The organism is Georgenia sp. Marseille-Q6866 (assembly GCF_965111665.1).
Genome location: NZ_CBCOOR010000011.1, coordinates 123,885 through 145,039, shown reverse-complemented (window position 1 = coordinate 145,039; position 21,155 = coordinate 123,885). Strand labels below are relative to the sequence as shown.

Below are 21,155 nucleotides of genomic sequence, written 5' to 3'. Positions count from 1 at the left end.
AGACGATCCTCGCCTCGGACCTGCCGATCACCGACCTCGAGATCGCCGTCGAGGCGGTCGAGCGTCCCGTACCGCTGCTCGAGCTCGTCCTGTCGACCGGGCCGCGCATCGAGATGGACCGCCCGGTCCTCCTCGGCCGCGCGCCCGAGGCGGCGCGCTTCGCCGGCACCGAGGTGCCGCGCCTGGTGAGCGTGTCCAACCCCGAGCGCGACATCTCCTCCACCCACGCGGAGATCCGGCCGGCGGGCGGGCACGTCGTCGTCACCGACCTCAACTCGACGAACGGCACGGTCGTCCACCGCCCCGACCAGCCCTCCGTGCGGCTGCAGCCGGGGACGGGCGTGCCCGTGGGGGCAGGTGCCGTCATCGAGCTCGGCACCGGCGTCACGGTCACGGTCGAGCGGCCCGAGGGCGCGCAGTGAGCCCACGGCGTCAGCCCGCCCCGGCGCCGGAGCTGCCGGGCTACACCGTCGAGCGGCTGCTCGGCTCCGGCGGCTTCGCCGACGTCTACCTGTACTCCCAGCGCATGCCGCAGCGGCAGGTGGCGATCAAGGTCCTCACCCACGAGGCGACGCGGGACCAGCCCCGGGAGCAGTTCGCCGCCGAGGCCAACCTCATGGCCCAGCTGTCCACCCACTCCTCGATCGTCACGATCTACCACGCGGACACCGCCGCCGACGGGCGCCCCTACCTCGTCATGCAGTACTGCCCGCTGCCCAACCTCGCCGAGCGCGTCAAGGTGCGGCCCCTCGGCGTGCCCGAGGTGCTCGGCATCGGGGTGCGGCTGGCCGGCGCCGTCGAGACGGCCCACCGCGCGGGCATCGTCCACCGCGACATCAAGCCCGCCAACATCCTCACCACCGAGTACGGGCGCCCCGCCCTCACCGACTTCGGCATCGCCGGCCTCACCGCCGCCGACGAGGCCAGTGGCGTGTCGATCCCGTGGGCGCCGCCCGAGGCGGTCGAGGGCCAGTCCGCCGGGGTGGCGGGCGACGTCTACTCCCTCGCGGCCACGCTCTACACCCTCCTCGCGGGGCGCTCGCCCTTCTCCCGGCCCGGTGGCCCGAACTCGCGCCTCGACTTCACCCTGCGCATCAAGCGCGACGCGGTGCCGCCGATCGGGCGCACCGACGTCCCGGCCTCCCTCGAGCAGCTCCTCGCGCGCGCCATGGCGAAGTCGCCGGCCGCCCGGCCCGCCAGCGCGCTCGAGCTGGCCCGCGCGCTCCAGGTCGTCGAGCAGGAGCTGCGCCTGGCGATGACGGACATCGAGGTGCCCGACACCTCGTGGCTCTCACCGGCTGCCTCCAGCCCCGACGACTCCGACGAGGGCCGCACCGTCGTGCGCGCCGTCACCGAGGTCGACCCCACCGGCGCGCCACCACCGCCCCCGCCCGCGGACGACGAGCCGCACACCGTGCTGCGTCCCGTCCGCGACGCGTGGGAGCCCGAGGACCTCACCGAGAGCACCCGCAGCCGCCGGGCCGTCGCCACGGACGCCGACGACGCCGCCCCCGAGCGCCGTCGTCCCGGGCGGCGCTGGGTGGTCGCGGGGGCCGCGGCCGCCGTCGTCGTCGTCGGCGGGATCGCCGTGGCGGGCCAGCTGCGCGGGGAGGAGGAGCCCGAGCCGGCGCCGACCTCGACCATCGGCACGGTCGTCCTGCCCGACGTCGTCCCCGCCCCCGTGGACCTCAGCGGCGAGCGGGTCAACGACAACCAGGTCGAGTTCACCTGGACGGCGCCCGACGTGCCCGGGGAGCTCACGTACTCGTGGGTGCGGACCGACGGGAACAAGGTCGGGGAGAGCCAGCCGGTGGACGAGCCGCCGCTGGCGCTCGAGTCCGGCGGGCGGGTGTGCATCGAGGTGCGCACGATCACCGAGCAGGGCATGGTCTCGGCCGAGCCGGCCGAGGCGTGCGTCGAGTGAGGGAGACGATGAGCGAGGACAGCACGCTGCAGCTGGAGTTCTGCGGGGAGTGGTTCCCCATCACCCGCGACGACCCGTTCTACATCGGGCGCGAGGGCGCCCTCGAGATCGACGACAACCCCTACCTCCACCGGCGCTTCCTCCGGATCGCCTTCGTCGAGGACCTGTGGTGGATCGAGAACGTCGGCGCCCGGCTCTCGGCGACCCTCGCCGACAGCGAGGGCAACACCCAGGCCTGGCTCGCGCCGGGCGCCCGGCTGCCGCTCGTCTACGCCGGCACGACGATCCTCTTCACCGCCGGGCCCACGACCTACGAGATCAACCTCGTCAACCCCGACCCGACCTTCGCGCCTGCTAAGGCCGAGCCGGTCCACGTCGGCGACACGACGATCGGGCCGGTCGCCCTTACCGAGTCCCAGCACCTCCTCGTCCTCGCGCTGGCCGAGCCGGTGCTCTCGGGCCGGGGGAGCGCGGCGATCCCCACCTCCGCGCAGGCCGCCGAGCGGCTGGGGTGGGCGTTGACGAAGTTCAACCGCAAGCTCGACAACGTCTGCGACAAGCTCGACCGCAACGGCGTCCGGGGCCTGCGCGGCGGCCCCCAGCAGCTGGCGGTCAACCGGCGCGCGCGGCTCGTCGAGCACGCCGTCGCCTCGCGCATCGTCAGCGCCGACCAGCTCCCGGGGCTGGACGAGGAGAAGGCCCGGAACTCCGCGGCCTGACGGGGGAGTTCTCCCCATGGCCGGACAGCGCTGGCACGCCGCGCCTTTGCTAGTCTGCGGAGCGGCGCCGGGGGCCTGGTGAGGCCGTCGGCACGCAGCATGCCTCCACACACGACGTAGGGCGGGACACGTGCGACTCGGACGCGGGCGAAACAGTGGTGCCGACGCGCCAGAGGTCCCCACGGGCCGGCGCTCACGCCGGGCCGAGCCGACCCCCCGGCGCAAGGGCCGCCCCGCCGACCCGAAGCGCCGCCAGCGCGTCGTCTCCACCGCGACGGTCACCGTCCTCGGTGCGGGCCTCGTCGTCGCCGGCGTCCTGTACGACGGCGTCGCCACGGCCGACGTCGACCTCAACGACGGCGGCGTGTGGGTGACGAGCCAGGAGCACATGCGCCTGGGTCGCCTCAACAGCCAGGTCCAGCTCCTCGACGGCGGGCTCGCGGCCCGCAGCGCGAGCTTCGACGTCCTCCAGGAAGCCGGCCACGTCTTCCTCGTCGACGAGGGCACCGGCGTCCTCCAGCAGGTCGACCCCGCCACGGTCCTCACGACGACCACGGTGTCCCTGCCCGGCCCCCGCCAGATCGAGATGGACGGCGACACCCTCGCCGTCCTCGACGCGCGCAGCGGCCAGCTCCACACCGCCCCCGTCCTCGGCGCCGGCGGGCTCGCCGACGAGGAGCGTGAGCCCACCGTGGGCCTGGGCGCCAACGCGGTCATCGCCGTCGGCGTGGACGGGACGACCTACGGCGTCTCCCCGAGCGACGCCACCCTCGTCACCATCCCCGCCGGCTTCGACCCCGAGGGCGAGGAGGAGCCCGCCGTCGCCGAGCTCGGCATCGACCCCGAGCGCCTCACCGACGCCGAGATCCAGGTGAGCGCCGTCGGCGACGAGCCGGTCGTCCTCGTGCGCGACGAGCAGGACCGCGTCACGCTCCTGCGCCCGGAGACCGAGCCGCTCGAGCTGGCCGACCTCGCCGACACCGCCCAGGTGGCCCTCCAGGCGCCGTCCGACGCCGCCCGCGAGGTCGTCCTCGCCGCCCGCGACGGCCTCGTGCGCGTCCCGCTCGGCCGCGGCGAGCCCACCGTGGACGCCGTCTCCCAGCCGGGCACGCCGACCGAGCCCGTCGTCGTCGCCGGCTGCAGCCACGGCGCGTGGGCCGGCGCCACCGGCGTCTACCAGTCCCGCTGCGGCAACGGCGAGGTCGCCGAGCAGCCCATCGACAAGGCCCTCACCGACGCGAAGCTCGTCTTCCGCGTCAACAGGGACGTCGTCGTCCTCAACGACCTCGTCGCGGGCACCGTGTGGCTGGTCAAGGACGCGATGGAGATCGTCGAGAACTGGGACGACGTCGTCCCGCCGCAGGCCGCGAGCGACGACGAGGAAGAGTCGCAGCAGCAGATCGAGGAGCAGCTCCCGCTCGACCGCGAGCAGGAGAACCGCGACCCCATCGCCCAGGACGACGAGCTGGGCGTCCGCGCCGGCTCGACGACCGTCCTCGAGGTGCTCGCCAACGACACCGACCCCGACGGCGACCTCCTCACCGTCGCCTCCTTCGACGCGCCCGGTGAGTCCTTCGGCACCGTCCGCCCGATCATGGGCGGCCGCGCCTTGCAGATCGCCGTCGCCGACGGCGCGAGCGGGGCCTTCGCCATGCGCTACTCGGTGAGCGACGGGCGCGGGGGAGAGGCCGAGGCGGTCGCCCGAGTCACCGTCGTGCCCGCCGAGGCCAACCGGCCGCCCGAGCAGGTCCGCCCGGCGGCCCTCACGCTCGTGTCCGGCGCCACCGGCAGCGTCAACGTCCTCGACACCGTCATGGACCCCGACGGCGACGAGCTCGTCGTCGTCGGCGCGACCGCCAGCACCGACGACATCGTCCGCTTCACCCCCGACGGCGCGGTCACCTTCGTCGACTCCGGCGTCACGCCCGGCATCAAGCCGGTGGCGGTCGAGGTCTACGACGGCACCGACACCGCGGAGGTCGAGCTCGACGTCGACGTCCGCCCGGCCGGCGCGCTGCCGCCCACGCCCGTCTTCGACTTCGTCACCGCGATCGCGGGCCAGGAGACCGTCGTCGAGCCGCTCGCCAACGACACCGACCCGGGCGGCGAGGCCGAGCCGCTGCGCCTGGCCGACGTCCAGCAGGTGCCGGGCGCCACCGTCGTCCCCGACTACGACGCCGGTGCCTTCCGCTTCTCCGCGGACGCCGCGCAGACGTACTACCTCACCTACATCGTCGTCAACGACGCCGGTGCCTCCGCCACCGGGCTCATCCGCGTCGACGTGCGCGAGCCCGCCGAGGCGGCGCCGGTCGCCGTCCAGGACGTCGGCCTGCTGCCGGCCGGTGGCCAGGTGCTCGTCGACGTCCTCGCCAACGACGAGGACCCGAGCGGTGAGCTGCTCGCCGTGCGGCAGGTCGACGTGCCGGAAGGCTCCGGGCTCACCGTCGCCGTCCTCGAGCACCGCATCCTCAAGATCACCGCGAGCCAGGACGTCCAGACGACCCAGCGCCTCACCTACGAGGTGTCCAACGGCGAGTCCAGCGCGACCGGTGAGGTCGTCGTCATGCAGGTCCCGCCGGACGCGCTCGTCCAGCCGCCGGTCGCGCAGGCCGACGTCGCCAACGTCCGCGCCGGGGACTTCGTCACGATCCCCGTCCTGTCCAACGACTCCCACCCCGCGGGCCTGGAGTTCGAGCTCGACAGCGAGCTCGTCGAGGAGCCGCAGGCCGGGCACCTGTTCGCCTCGGGCGACACGCTGCGCTTCCGCGCACCGGAGCAGCCGCAGACGATCAACGCGGTCTACGAGGTCGTCGACGAGTCCGACCAGCGCGCCTCCGCCCAGGTGACGATCTACGTCCAGGCCGACGACGGCGAGCGCAACGCCCCGCCGCAGCCGCTGCCCATCGAGTCGCGCGCCTTCGCCGGCGAGCGGGTCCGCATCCAGGTGCCGCTCTTCGGCATCGACCCCGACGGCGACTCCGTCCAGCTCCTCGGCGCCGACCGCGCGCCGACGAAGGGCCGCATCGTCGAGGTCGGGCCCACGTACATCGACTACGAGGCCTACTCCCGCTCGACCGGCACCGACACCTTCACCTACGCCGTCCGCGACCGCATGGGCACCTACGCCTCGGCGACGGCGCGCGTCGCCGTCGTCCCGCCGCCCGAGCTCAACCGGGCGCCGCAGGCCCTGGACGACGAGGTGACCGTCCGGCCGGGCCGCGTCGTCGACTTCGACCCGATCGTCAACGACACCGACCCCGACGGCGACCCGCTCTACCTCGGCGACCCCGCCGTCGACGAGGTCGAGGAGCTCGAGGTCGAGCAGCTCGACAGCGGCCGCCTGCGCATCACGACGCCGGAGCAGGAGGGCACCTTCGCCCTGCCGTACCACGTGAGCGACCAGCGGGGCGGGACCTCGACGGGCATCATCACCGTCCGGGTCGACCCCGACGCGCCGCTCCAGGCGCCCGTCGCCGTCGACGACCTCGTCCGGGCGATCACGATCCTCGACCAGGAGCGGGTGACGATCCCGGTCCTCGACAACGACTCCGACCCCGACGGCAGCCGTGAGGACCTCACGGTGGGCCTCGAGGGCTCCCCGGAGAACGCGACCGTCGTCGGCGACGAGATCCAGGTCGACGTGCTCGCCTCGCGGCAGGTGCTCACCTACTCGGTGACCGACCTCGACGGCCTCACGTCCTACGCCTTCGTCGACGTCCCCGGCCTGGAGGACTCCGGCCCGGTGCTGCGCACCGACGTCGACCCGATCGTCGTCGCGACGGGGGAGACCCGCGAGCTCGAGCTCGCGGACTACGTCATCGCCCCGAGCGGCAAGGAGGTGCGCCTCACCGACGCCGAGCAGGTCCGCGCGACGAACTCCGACGGCAGCTCGCCCGTCGTGGGCCCCACGACGCTCACCTTCACCTCCGCGCCCACCTACGCCGGGCCCGCCACCCTCACCTTCGAGGTGACCGACGGTCAGAGCGCCGAGGACCCCGAGGGCCTGACAGCGGTGCTCACCCTCGACATCACCGTCGAGTCGACGGAGAACACCGCGCCGACCTTCGACGGCGCCGCCATCGAGGTGGTCCCCGCGGAGGGGCCGGTCGGGCTCAACCTGCGCCAGCTGTCGGAGGACCCGGACACGGGCGACTACAACCAGCTGAGCTTCGAGCTCGCCGGGGTGCCCGAGGGCGTCGACGCGAGCCTCGACGGCCCGAACCTCACCGTCTCCGCGCCCGTGGACACCCCGCGGGGGACGGCGGGCAACATCCAGATCACCGTCTCGGACTCCAAGGCCGAACCGGTCCCCGGCGTCATCGAGGTGACGGTCGCGGCGTCCAACCGGCGTCTCGCCTCGGTCAACGACCACGACCTCGGCGAGATCGAGCAGGGCGAGTCGGACTCCGTCAACGTGCTCCAGGGCGCCTTCAACCCCTTCCCGGGCGAGCCGCTCACGGTGGTCTACGCGCGCAGCGAGACGGGTGGGCCCGAGCCCGTCACCGACGGTGACACGGTCACGGTGACGGCGGGCGCGGACTTCGTCGGCCGTGCCACCGTGCGCTACGCCGTCCAGGACGCCACCGGCGACCCGCTGCGCGACGTCGAGGGCCGCATCACCTACTCCGTCATCGGTGTCCCCGAGCGGCCCTCGCCCCCGCGCGTGGAGGAGGTGCGGGACGAGACCGTCGTGCTCACCTGGTCCGCGCCCGCCGACAACGGCGCGCCGATCACCGGGTACCGCGTCGAGGCCGACGGCGTGAGCCAGGAGTGCCCGACGACGACCTGCACCATCGGCGGGCTCACCAACGACGTCGAGTACACCTTCACGGTCACCGCGGTCAACAAGGTGGGCGACTCCGAGCCCTCCGGCCCGTCCGCGGTCGCGCGGCCCGACGTCAAGCCCGAGCGGCCCGCGGCGCCCACCCTCACCTTCGGTGACGGCCAGCTCGAGGTCGACTGGCAGACCCCGGTGAGCCGCGGCTCGGACGTCACCTCCTACGACCTGCAGATCGCGCCGTCCCCCGGTGGCGGGCAGATCTCGGTGAGCGGCAACTCCCACACGTGGACCGGCCTGCAGAACGGGCAGTCCTACACCGTGCGGGTGCGCGCCCACAACGACGCCCCGGACCCGAGCGAGTGGTCGGAGTGGTCGGCGCCCGAGGTGCCCGCGGGCGTCCCGGAGCAGCCGGTCGCGCCCGTCGCGCAGCGCGTCGACTCGCCCGTCAACGCCCAGATCACGGCCTCGTGGACGGCGCCGGCGGACAACGGCGACGCGATCGCGTCCTACGACGTCGTCATCCGCCGGGACGGCTCGGCCTTCAAGTCCTTCACCCTGCCCGGCGGTCAGACCTCCTTCACGGAGGACGCGCCCGCCGGCAGTGACTACACGGTGACCGTGTCGGCGACGAACAAGGCGGGGACCTCCCCGGTGAGCCCGGCGTCGGCGTCCGTGCGGTCCTTCCTCCAGCCGGACCGCGTCCCCAGCGTCACCGCTCGCGCGACCGGTCAGGACGGTGTCGTCGAGCTGTCCCACCAGAACCCCGCCGACAACGGTGACCCGATCCGCCGCTTCGAGGTGAGCGTCAACGGCGGCGGGTGGAGCCAGCTGCCCTCGAACAAGGTGATGACCGGCCTCAACGACGGCTCGAGCTACACCTTCTCCGTGCGCGCCTGCAACACCTACTGCGGGGAGGCGAGCCCCGCCTCGGCGGCGGCGGTGCCCTTCGGCCCCTTCGCCCAGGCGACGATGTCCGGGCAGCGGCACGGTGCCCACAACGGCTACATCGACACCATCTCCGAGCAGCCCGGTGCCACCTTCACCTGGACCACGCCGGACGGCAACGGGCGCGAGGTGACGAGCGTCCAGCTGAAGATCGGCAACGGCGGCTGGGAGAACGTGCCCGCCAACGGCAGCCGCAAGATCAACGGTGACTGGGGCACCACCTACCGGGCCGAGATCCGTGCCCAGCGGGCCGACGGCGAGGTCCGTACGGCGAACGCCTCCGTGCGGACGATCGACGCGCCGGTGCGGCGCCCGCCCCCGCCGCCGCCGGACCCGTCGGTCCGGATGCTCAAGGGTGACCCCGTGAGCAACACGCAGTGCAACCACAGCTCGTGCGCCTTCCTGAAGTTCTCGTGGGCGGACATGCCGAGCGGCAGCTACACGGTGCGCTTCACGGCGTCCAACGAGCCCGGCGACGACCACTGGCGCACCTACACGAGGTCGCTCTCCGGATCCGGCAGCTGGCAGACCCCCACGTTCCGCGGTCAGCCGGGGGAGCGCGTCGGGGTGTGCGTGACCGGCAACGGTGTCAACGCCTGCGACACGATCACGTGGTAGTCCCCATCCCCTCCCTCCCGCACGACCGCCCCAGAGACACGGAGCCCGCATGACCACGACCGAGCAGCAGACCACGATGACGCCCGAGCAGGCGGCGTGGTTCGCCGACACCTTCGAGAAGATCGTCTCCGCCGTCGGCGGGGCCGTCGTCGGCAAGGCCAACGTCATCCGGCTCGTCGTCACGACGATGCTCAGCGGCGGCCACGTGCTCCTCGAGGACGTCCCGGGGACCGGCAAGACGCAGCTGGCCCGGTCGCTCGCGGCGGCGGTGCAGACCTCGAGCTCACGGATCCAGTTCACCCCGGACCTGCTGCCCTCCGACGTCACCGGCGTGTCGATCCTCGACCCCAAGACCCAGCAGTTCGAGTTCCACAAGGGCCCGATCTTCGCCTCCGTCGTCCTCGCCGACGAGATCAACCGCGCCTCGCCGAAGACGCAGTCCGCGCTCCTGGAGGTCATGGAGGAGGGGCGCGTCACCTTCGACGGCGTGCCCTACGACGTCGGGCGTCCCTTCATCGTGCTCGCCACCCAGAACCCCATCGAGCAGGCCGGCACCTACCGGCTGCCCGAGGCGCAGCTCGACCGCTTCCTCATGAAGACCTCGGTCGGCTACCCCGACCACAACGCGACGGTGAGCATCCTCGCGGCCGCCTCCACCCGGGACCGCGCGGGCGGCGTCACGCCCGTCATCACCGGGACCGCCGTCGTCGAGATGATCGAGCTCGCCGGCACCGTCCACGTCGACGCCGCCGTCCTCGAGTACGTCTCACGGATGGTCGCCGAGACCCGCCGTGCGGAGAACGTCACGGTCGGCGTCAGCGTGCGCGGCGCCATCTCCCTCATCCGCGCCGCCAAGACCTGGGCCGCCGCGCACGGGCGCAACTACGTCGTCCCGGACGACATCAAGGACCTCGCCGAGCCCGTCCTCGCCCACCGCATCGTGCTCGACGCCGAGGCGGAGTTCGAGGGGGCGACGGCGGCCGGGGCGATCCGCGGCGTGCTCGCCGAGATCGCCCCGCCCACCCGCCGCGGCGGCGACCAGTAAGCCGTGAGCGAGCCCTCCACCACCACCCGGGGCCGCGCCGCCCTCTCCGAGCGACTCTCGGAGACCAGTGCGCTGCGGTCCCTGGTCGAGCGCACCCGCGGCCCCCGTCTCGGGATCGAGCGTGCCGCCAAGGCGGTGAGCGTCGCCGGCTGGGCGGTGCTCGTCGTCGGCCTCGTCGCCTGGGTCGCCGGGCGGCGCCTGGGCTGGGTCGAGCTCGTCGTCCTCGGCGCCACCCTCGTCACGACCTTCGTCGCGGCCCTCGTCTTCACCCTCGGCCGCCACCCCTACGAGGTGAGCCTGCGCCTCAGCGACCGCCGCGTCGTCGTGGGGGAGCGGGCGATGGCGGGCGTCATCGTCCGCAACGCGGCCGCGCACCCGGTGCTGCCCGCCCGCGTCGAGATGCCCGTCGGCGCCGCCCAGATCGGCTTCCACCTGCCCGGCCTCGGGGCGGGTGAGGAGCACGAGGAGATCTTCGCGATCCCCACGAGCCGCCGCAGCGTCATCCAGGTCGGCCCGGTCCGCACGGTCCGCGGCGACCCCCTCGGCCTCATGCGCCGCGGCGTCGCCTGGGGCGACCCGCAGGAGCTCTACGTCCACCCGCGCACGGTCGTGCTCAGCTCCTCGGCCGCCGGCTTCATCCACGACCTCGAGGGCCGGCCCACCCGTGAGGTGACGAGCGCCGACCTGTCCTTCCACGCCCTGCGCGAGTACGTCCCGGGCGACGACCGCCGCTACGTCCACTGGCGCACCTCCGCGCGCGCCGGCAAGCTCATGGTCCGCCAGTTCGAGGAGACCCGCCGCTCCCACCTCGTCGTCGGGATGAGCCGCAACGAGCGCGACTACGGCGACGACGAGGAGTTCGAGACCGCCGTCTCCACCCTCGGCTCCCTCGCCCTCCAGGCGATGCGCGAGGAGAAGGACCTCACCACCCTCACCAGCCACGAGACCCTGCGGGCCGTCTCCCCGGGCCAGTACCTCGACTCCCTCACCCGGACCGAGCGCGACGGCGGCCCCACCGGTGTGGTGTCGATCGCCCACCAGATCAGCCGCGAGGTGGAGCGCGCCTCGATGGTCGTCCTCGTGTGCGGCTCGACCGTCACCCCCGACCAGCTGCGTGCCGCCGGCGCCGTGCTCCCCGTCGATGCGCGCGCCTTCGCGGTCCAGGTGGTCAGCGGCGCGGAGACCGCGGTCCACACCGTCGGCGTCGTCACCGTCCTCACGATCGGCGAGCTCTCCGAGCTGCGCCGCGGATTCCGGAAGGCCGAGCGCCGGTGAGCGACTACCTCGCGCTGCTGCGCGCCCGCTGGGTCGACGTCCTCGTCCCCGTCGGGCTCGTCCTCCTCGCCCTCGTCCCGCTCCTGCCCGTCTACGGCAGCGCCCGCCTCGTCGCGGCCGCGGTCGGCGGAGCGGTGCTCGGCACCCTCGTCGCCACGTTCGGCGCGTGGCGCCGCTGGACCACCCTCACGGTCGTCGCCGCCACGCTGGGCGCCACCGTCCTCGGCTCCTCCCTCGGGGCCCCGACGACGGCGCTGGCCGGGATCGTGCCCACCCCGCAGACCCTCGGGGCGGTCGGCAGCGGCGCGGTGACGTCGTGGAAGCAGGTCGTCACCCTCGCCCCGCCGCTCGGGGCCGTCGGCAACACGCTGACCGCGCCCTACCTCCTCGCCCTCCTCGCGACGCTCGTCGCGGTGACGGTCTCCCTGCGGACCCGCCGGCCCGCGTGGGCGCTGCTCGCGCCCGCCGTCGTCCTCGCCGGTGCGATCCTCCTCGGCACGGCCCACGAGGTCCTCGCGCTGCCGCTCGCCCTGGTCGGCGCCCTCGCCGGCCTGCTGTGGGCGACGTGGCGCACCGGGCGGCTGCAGCAGGGGCGGCCCGTGGCCGTCCTCGTCCTCGTCGCGGTCGCCGCGGCCGGTGGCACCGGCGTCGGCCTCCTCGCCCCCGGCGACACCCACCGCGTCGTCCTGCGCGAGGTCATCGAGCCGCCGCTCGACCCGCACGACTACCCCAGCCCGCTCGCCGGCTTCCGCGCCTACCTCAAGGACCACCGCGAGGACACGATCCTCACGGTGAGCGGCCTGCCTGCCGGCGCGCCCGTGCGCCTCGCGACGATGGACGCCTACGACGGCACCACGTGGGCCGTCGCCGGCAGCGCCGACGGCAGCGCCGCCGGCTCGGGCACCTTCACCCGCATCGGGGAGCGCGTCGAGGCCACCGTGCCCGACGACGCCGCCACGGTGGAGGTCGAGCTCGGCGAGTACGCGGGGGTGTGGCTGCCCACGGTGGGCCGCACCTACGACGTCGAGTTCGCCGGTCCGGACGCCACCGAGACCGCCCGCAACCTCTACTTCAACCGCGCCTCCGCGACCGGCATCGTCACGAGCGGGCTGCGCAAGGGCGACAGCTACTCCCTCCTCGCTGCGCCCGTCGTCGAGCCCCCGGTCAGCGCCCTCGAGGGCGCGCCGCTCGGCCGCGTCGACCAGCCCGAGCTCTCCGGCGTGCCGGAGATGGTCGTCGCCGAGGCGTCGGCCATGGTCGCCTCCGCCGAGACCCCGCTCGCCCGGGTCCAGGCCCTCGTCGGCGGTCTCCAGGAGGGCTACTTCTCCCACGGCCTCGAGGGCGACGCGCCCTCCCTCGCCGGCCACGGCGCCGCCCGTCTCGCGCAGATGGTGACCGAGGAGCTGATGATCGGGGACGAGGAGCAGTACGCGGCCCTCATGGGCCTCCTCGGCCGCGCCGTCGGCCTGCCCACCCGCGTGGTCATGGGCTTCGCGCCCGAGGCCGCCGGCAGCAGCGGCCCGGTGGAGATCACCGGCGACGACGTCACCGCCTGGGTCGAGGTCGCCTTCGAGGACCACGGCTGGGTGCCCTTCTACGCGACGCCGGACGAGGACCGCATCCCCCAGGTCGAGGAGCCGGAGCCGCAGGACCGCCCGCAGCCCCAGGTGCTCCAGCCGCCGCCGCCCGCGCAGGAGCCGCCCGACGCGCCCCCGATGGACCGCGACGAGGTCGACGCCGACGAGGAGGACGTCCCGGAGGACGAGCCCATCAGCTACACCATGCTCATCGTCATCGGCGTGGGGGCCTCGATCCTCGTCCTGCTCCTCCCGCTCCTGCTCATCGTCCTGCTCAAGGTGCTGCGCCGGCGCCGGCGGCGCACCCGTGGCAGCGGCTCCGGGCGGGTCGCCGGCGGCTGGGCGGAGGTCGTCGACCGCGCCCGGGACCTCGGCGTCCCGGTCACTCCCTCGGGCACCCGCCACGAGCAGGCCCGCGACCTCGAGGACAGCCTCGCCGGCGGGCGCAGCACCCGGCGCCGCGGCGCGAGACCGGTGGACATCTCCCGGCTGGACAGCGCCTCGCTCGCGCGGCACGCCGACGCCGGCGTCTTCGGCCCGGTGCTGCCGGACGAGGGGGCGGTCACCGGCTACTGGGAGCACGTGCAGTCCACCGAGGGCCGCCTGCGCGCGGCCGTGGGCCGCCGCCGCTGGCTACGCTCACGGATCTCGCTCACCTCACTGCGAAAGGGCCGCTGATGCGGATCAAGCTCACGCTGCTGCGGACCTCTGCCGAGCCGGCCGACCTCGCGGTCACCGTCGACGGCACCGCCACGGTCGCCGAGCTCGCCCGCGCGCTCGCCGAGACCGACCCCGTCCCCACGCTGCTCTCCGAGCAGGACCGCCGCGAGCTCACCCTGCGCATCCACGGCACCCCGGGCTCGGAGGACCGCACCACCCGGCTGCTCCTGCCCGAGGACGCCGCCGCCGAGACCGTCCGGTCCGGCTCGGTCGTGTCGCTCGCCCAGGCCGCGGCCCGTTTCGACGGCGCGGGCGGGGACCTGCCGGCCGCGGCGCGCCTCACCGTCATCGACGGTCCCGACGCCGGCCTGGAGGTCACCCTCCCGGAGGGCACCTCGATCATCGGCCGCGGCAAGGGCTGCGACGTGCGGCTCTCGGACCCCACGGTCTCCAAGGAGCACGCGCGCCTCGCCGTCACCGACATCATCGAGCTCGTCGACCTGCGCAGCGCCAACGGCCTGCTCATGGGCGACGGCCTCGTCCAGCGCGCCGCGCTGCTGCCCGAGGACACCGTCACCCTCGGTGACACGACGATCCAGGTGACCCGGATCGCGGCCAGCAGGCACGCCGCGCCCGGGGCGGCGCACGTGGACTTCAACCGGTCCCCGCGGCTGGCACCCGTCTACGAGGGCGAGGAGCACGAGGCGCCGAAGCCGCCCGAGCCGCCCAAGCCGACGAAGTTCCCCATCGTCATCCTGCTCATCCCGCTGCTCATGGCCCCGATCTTCCTCATGGTCGGCCGTGGCGCCCTGGGCATGGTCTTCATGCTGATGATGCCGCTCATGGTCATCGGCAACTACATCGACAGACGGGTGACCGGCAAGCGGGAGTACCAGGCCGCCATCGAGCAGTTCGGACAGTCCGTCGATCTCATGCGCACCGAGATGGAGGTCGAGCGCGAACGCGAGCGGACGACCCGGCTGGGGGAGTCGCCCGCCGTGCAGGACGTCCGCGTCTCCGCCCTCGCACTGGAGCCGCTGCTGTGGACCCGGCGCCCCGAGCACGAGGCCTACCTCGACCTGCGCCTCGGGCTGGGCACGCTGCCCTCCCGCGCCACGGTCAAGATGCCCGCCCGCAACGACGCCGTCCCCGAGCACTGGCAGATGGTGAGCGCCCTCAAGGAGGACTTCCGCGAGATCGACGGCCTCCCCGCCACCGTCCAGCTCCGCGAGAGCGGCGCGCTCGGCCTGGCCGGCCCGCGCCACGTCCTGGACGACGTCGCGCGCGCGGCCGTCGCCCAGCTCGTCACCCTCCACTCCCCGGCCGAGCTCATCCTCACCGTCGCCACCTCAGCCGCCAGCGCCGCACGCTGGGACTGGACGAAGTGGCTGCCGCACGTCGGCTCTGTGCACTCCCCGCTGGAGGGCGCGCACATCGGTTCGAACCAGGCCGGGGTGATCCAGCTCGTCGGCAAGATCGAGGGTCTTCTCGACGCCCGCCGCCGCGCCGCCGGGGCGTCCCGCACGCTCCAGCTGCCCACGCTCGTCCTCCTCGTCGAGGACGACGCCCCCATCGAGCGCGGCCGGCTCGTGCGGATCGCGGAGGAAGGCCCCGCCGTCGGCATCCACGTCCTGTGGTGCGCGCCTTCGCAGGAGCGCCTGCCTGCCGTGTGCCGCACCTTCCTCACCGTCTCGACGACGGCGGACGGCGCGACGGCGGGCTACGTCAAGCACGGGGCCGCCGTCCGCCCGCTCGCGTGCGACACGGTGAGCGAGGACCAGGTGCTCGCGCTGGCCAAGCACCTGGCCGCCGTCGTCGATGCCGGTGCGCCGGTCGACGACGCCTCCGACCTGCCCGCCCGCGTCTCCTACCTCGGCCTCCTCGGCCCGGAGACGGCCGAGGGTCCGGCCGCCACCCTCGAGCGCTGGCGGGAGAACGGCTCGCTCACGCCCCGCGACGGCACCCCGCCGCAGCGGCGTCGGCACGACGCGAACCTCCGCGCCCTCATCGGCCAGGCGGCCACCGAGCCCTTCACCCTCGACCTGCGCACGCAGGGCCCGCACGCCCTCGTCGGGGGGACCACCGGCGCCGGCAAGTCCGAGTTCCTCCAGTCCTGGGTGCTCGGCATGGCCGCCGCGCACAGCCCGGACCGGGTGACCTTCCTCTTCGTCGACTACAAGGGCGGCTCGGCCTTCGCGGACTGCGTCGACCTGCCCCACACCGTCGGGCTCGTCACCGACCTGTCCCCGCACCTTGTGCGCCGGGCGCTCACCTCCCTGCGCGCCGAGCTGCACTTCCGCGAGCACCTCCTCAACCGCAAGGGCGCCAAGGACCTCCTGGCCCTCGAGCGGACCGGTGACCCCGAGTGCCCGCCGAGCCTCATCATCATCGTCGACGAGTTCGCGGCCCTCGCCACCGAGGTGCCCGAGTTCGTCGACGGCGTGGTCGACGTCGCCCAACGCGGCCGCTCCCTGGGCCTGCACCTCGTGCTCGCCACCCAGCGTCCCGCCGGTGTCATCAAGGACAACCTGCGGGCCAACACCAACCTGCGCGTGGCGCTGCGGATGAACGACGAGTCCGACTCCAAGGACGTCCTCGGCCTGCCCGTCGCCGCCGGTTTCGACCCCTCCCTCCCGGGCCGCGGAGCGGCCCGGACCGGCCCGGGGCGCGTCACCATGTTCCAGACCGGCTACGCCGGCGGCCGCTCGACGACGGCGCGGCCCAAGCCGCAGGTCGAGGTGGAGACCCTCGCGATGGGGGCCGGCACCCGCTGGGAGCGCCCGGAACGGGCCGAGGAGGTCGAGTCGGCCGGCCCGGTCGACGAAGGGCCTACCGACATCCGGCGGGTGGTCGACTCCATCGGGGCGGCCGCCGTCAGCGCCGGTGTGCCCGCGCCCCGCAAGCCGTGGCTGCCCACGCTCGCCGAGGTCCAGGACCTGTCCGCGCTCCACCCGCGCACCGACTCGGCGCTCCCGCTCGGCATCGTCGACGACCCCGCCCACCAGCGGCAGACCACCACCTACTACCGCCCCGACGTCGACGGCAACATCGCCTTCTACGGCGGCAGCGGCGCGGGCAAGTCCACCGCCCTGCGGACGCTCGCCATCGCCGCGGGCATCACGCCCAAGGGCGGGCCGGTCCAGGTCTACGCCCTCGACTTCGCCTCCGGCGGGCTCACCGCGCTGGAGAGCCTGCCGCACGTGGGCTCGGTCATCGACGGGGACGACGCCGAGCGCGTCCAGCGCCTGCTGCGCCGGCTGCGCGAGACCGTCGAGGAGCGCTCGGCACGGTACGCCGAGGCCCGTGCGAGCACGATCGACGAGTACCGCGAGATCGCCGGCCGGCCCGACGAGCCGCGCATCCTGCTCCTCATCGACGGCTACGGCGCCTTCCGCAGCGAGTGGGAGTCCATCGGTGCCCGGATGCCCTTCTACCAGCTGTTCCTCCAGCTCCTCGTCGACGGCCGAGGTGCCGGCGTGCACGTTGCCGTCACCGCGGACCGCGCCGGGTCCATCCCGTCGTCGGTGGCCGGCAGCCTGCCGCGCAAGGTCGTCATGCGGCAGGTCGACACCAACGCCTACGCGATGCTCGGGGCGCCCAAGGACGTCCTGGACGAGTCCTCCCCACCCGGGCGCGCCATCGCCGGCGGCCTGGAGATGCAGGTCGCCGTGCTCGGCGGCTCGCCGAACCTCGCCGAGCAGGTCCGCGCGATCGAGAAGCTCGCCGGCACCCTGCGCCGGGCGGGGGTGCCCGAGGCCCCCGTCGTCCGGCGCCTGCCCGAGATCATCCCGGCCGACACGATGCCGCGGTCCCTGGCCGGGCGGCCGGTGGTCGGCGTCGCCGACGACACCCTGGAGCCGGTGGGCATCGAGGCACTGGGCACCTTCCTGCTCGCCGGCCCGCCGCAGTCCGGGCGCACCAACGCCCTGCACTGGCTGGTCAGCTCGATCCAGCGCGCCCACCCCGAGGCCCGCTTCCTATACTTCGGGGCCCGCCGCTCCGGGCTGCGGAGCCTGGACCTGTGGGACGAGGCGGCCACGGGCCCGGCGGACGTCGCCGAGCTCGCCAAGGCTGTCGTCGGGGACCTCAAGGAACCGCCGCCGGAGGGCCGGGTGGGGACCGTCGTCGTTATCGAGGCGCTCGCGGACTTCCTCACCAGCCCGGCCGACCAGCCCCTCGTCGAGGTGATCAAGGCCGTCAAGCGCAACGAGCACCTCGTCATCGGGGAGGGCGACACGAGCACCTGGGGGGCTTCCTGGCCGCTGATCTCCGAGATCCGCAACGGCCGCCGGGGGCTGGCGCTGCAGCCGGACCAGATGGAGGGCGACTCGCTCTTCCGCACCTCCTTCCCGCGCGTCCAGCGCAAGGAGTTCCCGGTCGGGCGGGGCATGCTCGTGGACAAGGCCAAGGTCCGCCGCGTCCAGCTCCCTCTCCTCGGCGGCTGACCCCTCCACGACCCGCATATGCGCGATTCTGGCGGCCCGGGTGCCCGTCGGGCCGCCAGAATCCCGCATATGCGTAGAGGGGTGGGGCGGGGAGTTCTCCCCATGGCCGGGGCGCGACAAGGAGGGGCGCAGCCGGTATCAATGTCCTGTGAGACCTCGCCGGTGGGCGGTGGGGCACCAATGTGAAGGAGACACCTCGTGGCCAACATCAACGTGACCTACGAAGAGATGGACAACGCCGCCAGCTACCTGGTGACCAACAAGGAGGAGGTCCAGACGACCCTCTCCGCCCTGCGGGACTACATCGAGAACCTGGTGAACTCCGGCTTCGTCACCGACCAGGCCTCCACGGCGTTCAACCAGACGTACCAGGACTTCACCACGAACGCCACCGAGGTCATCGAGAACCTCACCAACCTCGGCAACTACCTCACCAGCGCTGCTGAGCAGATGCGGGCCACCGACGAGGCCCTCGCCGCCCAGGCGCGCGGCTGACACGACGTCTCCGCCGGGTACGGGTCCACGGGCCCGTGCCCGGCGGTGTGCGTTGCACACACCACTCGAGAGGACGACGACGGTGCGCGAGGCGCTCCTGCCGAGGGCGGCGCTGCCCTACCTGGACGTGGCGGTCCCCGCGCACACTCACCACGCCGAGCTCGCCCCACTGCGGCGCGAGGCGCTCGACGTCCTCGCCGCCGGCTACCGCTCCACCGGCCGCACCCTCCTCGGCCTCCTCGCCTGGGCGCTGACCGCCGCAGGAGCCACGCTCCTCGCCGTGCTCCCGTGGCAGGACCTCGCCACGACGACGACGGCGGCCCTCGCCGTCGCCGCGGCGCTCGCCCTCGCCGCGGGGCTGTGGCTCGCCACCGGCGTGCTGCGCGCCGGGCGGCGCCTCACCGGCGCCGCGGCCGCGTGGCTGCGCGTGCCGGCCGCCGGCGCGAGCGACACCGACGCCGGCGGGCTGCTCGCCGTCCTGCGCTGGCGGGCCGTGCTCGCCGCTGTCGCAGCCGCGTCGGCCGTCGCGCTCACCGTCACCCTGGCCTGGGCGCTGGCCCGCACCGGCACCCTCGGCGGCGCCTACCTCGGCGCCTCCGGCAGCGCCGCCGTGCCTGACGCCACCCGCGCCGTCGTCATCGCGGTGCTCGGCGTCGCGGCACTGACCGCCGCCGGCGTCGCCGTGGGCACCTTCGGCGGCGTGCGCGTCGTCCTCGAGGCGGCCTGGACCCGCCCCACCGTGGCGAGCGTGCCGGCCGCCGCGTCCCGGCACCCGGCGAGCTTCGCGCCGCCGCTTCCCACCGTCCCCGCCACCCCGCCCGCGCCTCTCGGGCCGCCGACCGTCGAGCTCGACCTGTCCTCCGTCCGCGCCGCGCTCGCCGGCCCGGAGAGTGCCGCGCCGGGCGGTCCCGGCGAGCCCCGCGTGGAGGTCCTCCTGCCCGACGGGCGCCGGCTGCGGCCGGGCACCACGCTCGTCGGGCGCCGGCCCCAGGCCCGGCCCGAGGACGTCGTCGACGACGTCGTCGTCCTCACCGACCAGACCGTGACGAAGACGCACGCCGCCATCACCGTCGAGGGCGGCCAGGTACGCGTCGTCGACCGCGCGTCGACGAACGGTACGCTGCTCGAGGCCCCCGACGGGTCCCTCGTCCGTTGCCGCCCGTGGCAGGTCACGACTGTCCGGGCACCCGCGATCATCCACCTGGGACGGACCCGGCTGCACGTGCGAGCCGGTGCCGCCCGACGTCCGCCCGAGGTCGCCTGACATGCCGTTGACGCCCCCCGCCGCCCGCCCCTGGCTGGGGCCGGACTCCCGCAACCGCCCGTGGCCCGGCCACGGCGCGATGATGATCCGCCGCGCCGAGGCGCTCGGTGACCTCTCCGCCGCCGTCGGCTCGTGGACCCGCCTCGGTCTCGCGGCCCTCGCCTGGGCGCTCGGCGCCGGGGGAGCGGTGCTCGTGGGACGCGGCGTCGCCGGCGGCGGGGAGGGCACCTCGTCCACCGTCGGGATCGGGCTCCTCCTGGCCGCCACGGTGCTCGGCGGGATCCTCGTCGCGACCGGCTCGGCCCTGGCCCGCGCCACCGCCGCCTGGTGGACCCTGGCCACCGCCGTCCGTGCCGACGGCGGCCGCGTCGACGCGACGACGGCGGACCCCGACACCCTGCGCGCCCACGAGGAGGCCGTCGCGGCCGACCGCACCTCCGGTGCCGGGGAGCTGTGGCGCCCGCCGGTGCTGCCGCGCACCCTCGTGGTCCTGCTCCTCACCGTGGCGACCGGCGTGCTGGCCGTCCGCACCGTCCTCGGCTACGGGGAGGCCTCCACCCCCTACGCCGCCGACGACGTGCGCGGCGAGTGGCTGACCCAGGCGCTCCTCACGCTCGTGTGCCTCCTGCCGGCGCTGCTCACCGCGAGCGGCCTGCGCCGGGTGCACCGCGCCCGCATGCACCGTGTTCAGCACGACGAGCCGGCGTCCGCCGACCCGGGCGTCGCGGGCCTCACCCCGGCGGTGGGCAGCGGCTCGATCGTCGTCGGCGGCCGCGTGCCCGGTCACGGCACCGCGCCGGCCGGCGTCCTGGCGTCGCCCGGCCCGGCGCTGTCGCCCATGCCCGCACCCGCTCCCGCTCCCGCACCCACACCCGCAGCGCAGGAGGCGGCCGGTGCGCCTGCCGCACCCGTCGCGCCTGCCGCACCTGTCGTGGCTGCCGCGTCCATCGCCGACGCGCCGCTCGCCGTTCCCGAGCCCGCCGACGCGCCGCTCGCCCGTCGGGAGCCTGCCGGCGCGCCGCCCGCCGGTCGCGAGCCTGCCGGCGCACCGCACCCCGCGGTGCGCCTGTCCGACGGCCGCGTCCTCGCGTCCGGCCGCACCCTCGTCGGGCGCGCGCCGCAGCCGCGTGCCGGGGAGGAGCCGGCCGCCCTTCTGCCCGTCGCCGACGACCGCGTGTCCAAGACCCACCTCACGGTGACGGTCGAGCCCGGCCGCGTCGTCGTCCTCGACCGCGGGTCGACGAACGGCACCGTGCTCCACCTGCCCGACGGGCAGAACCGTCCACTGACGCCCGGTGAGCCGGTCGAGCTGCGCGACGGCGACGTCGTCGTCCTCGGCGCGACGACGCTGACGGTCGGCGACACCGACGTCGAGCACACCGTCCTGCGCGGGCCCCGGTGACCGGCG

Annotated in this window: 11 protein-coding genes; all 11 read left to right on the top strand. The window is 74.5% G+C overall.

Annotated features, from left to right (window positions below):
• A partial coding sequence (locus ACWPXV_RS11190) for an FHA domain-containing protein (RefSeq protein ID WP_454085303.1) occupies positions 1-422 on the top strand: 422 nt, incomplete at its 5' end.
• Positions 419-1,924, top strand: coding sequence for a serine/threonine-protein kinase (locus tag ACWPXV_RS11185; protein ID WP_454085302.1), 1,506 nt, complete (start codon positions 419-421; stop codon positions 1,922-1,924). The genes ACWPXV_RS11190 and ACWPXV_RS11185, both read left to right, overlap by 4 nt.
• Before the next feature lie 8 nt (positions 1,925-1,932).
• Positions 1,933-2,643 carry a hypothetical protein gene (locus tag ACWPXV_RS11180; protein WP_454085301.1) on the top strand — a complete coding sequence of 237 codons (711 nt, stop codon included), beginning with the start codon at positions 1,933-1,935 and terminating at the stop codon, positions 2,641-2,643.
• A gap of 130 nt (positions 2,644-2,773) precedes the next feature.
• Positions 2,774-8,986 (top strand): Ig-like domain-containing protein, encoded by a 6,213-nt coding sequence (locus ACWPXV_RS11175; RefSeq protein ID WP_454085300.1) that lies wholly within the window; start codon positions 2,774-2,776, stop codon positions 8,984-8,986.
• A 49-nt stretch (positions 8,987-9,035) separates the two neighbouring features.
• Positions 9,036-10,031, top strand: coding sequence for an AAA family ATPase (locus ACWPXV_RS11170; protein ID WP_251840002.1), 996 nt, complete (start codon positions 9,036-9,038; stop codon positions 10,029-10,031).
• A 3-nt stretch (positions 10,032-10,034) separates the two neighbouring features.
• Positions 10,035-11,306: a DUF58 domain-containing protein gene (locus tag ACWPXV_RS11165; RefSeq protein ID WP_251840001.1), complete on the top strand. Its 1,272-nt coding sequence runs from the start codon at positions 10,035-10,037 to the stop codon at positions 11,304-11,306.
• Positions 11,303-13,561: a transglutaminase-like domain-containing protein gene (locus ACWPXV_RS11160; protein ID WP_251840000.1), complete on the top strand. Its 2,259-nt coding sequence runs from the start codon at positions 11,303-11,305 to the stop codon at positions 13,559-13,561. The genes ACWPXV_RS11165 and ACWPXV_RS11160 overlap by 4 nt, the downstream gene beginning before the upstream one ends.
• Positions 13,561-17,988: an FtsK/SpoIIIE domain-containing protein gene (locus ACWPXV_RS11155; RefSeq protein ID WP_454085299.1), complete on the top strand. Its 4,428-nt coding sequence runs from the start codon at positions 13,561-13,563 to the stop codon at positions 17,986-17,988. The genes ACWPXV_RS11160 and ACWPXV_RS11155 overlap by 1 nt, the downstream gene beginning before the upstream one ends.
• Before the next feature lie 198 nt (positions 17,989-18,186).
• Positions 18,187-18,483 (top strand): WXG100 family type VII secretion target, encoded by a 297-nt coding sequence (locus ACWPXV_RS11150; protein WP_251302816.1) that lies wholly within the window; start codon positions 18,187-18,189, stop codon positions 18,481-18,483.
• Positions 18,484-18,565: 82 nt separating this feature from the next.
• Complete coding sequence (locus ACWPXV_RS11145) at positions 18,566-19,747, top strand: FHA domain-containing protein (RefSeq protein WP_454085298.1); 1,182 nt, start codon at positions 18,566-18,568, stop codon at positions 19,745-19,747.
• 1 nt (position 19,748) lies between these two features.
• Positions 19,749-21,149, top strand: a complete 1,401-nt coding sequence (locus tag ACWPXV_RS11140; RefSeq protein ID WP_454085297.1) for an FHA domain-containing protein — start codon at positions 19,749-19,751, stop codon at positions 21,147-21,149.
• Positions 21,150-21,155: the final 6 nt, after the last annotated feature.

What these genes read in the sequence shown, in the direction of transcription:
- ACWPXV_RS11180 (WP_454085301.1), top strand. Translation starts at nt 1,933, where the DNA reads ATGAGCGAGGACAGCACGCTGCAGCTGGAGTTCTGCGGGGAGTGGTTC.
- ACWPXV_RS11170 (WP_251840002.1), top strand. Translation starts at nt 9,036, where the DNA reads ATGACCACGACCGAGCAGCAGACCACGATGACGCCCGAGCAGGCGGCG.
- ACWPXV_RS11155 (WP_454085299.1), top strand. Translation starts at nt 13,561, where the DNA reads ATGCGGATCAAGCTCACGCTGCTGCGGACCTCTGCCGAGCCGGCCGAC.
- ACWPXV_RS11140 (WP_454085297.1), top strand. Translation starts at nt 19,749, where the DNA reads ATGCCGTTGACGCCCCCCGCCGCCCGCCCCTGGCTGGGGCCGGACTCC.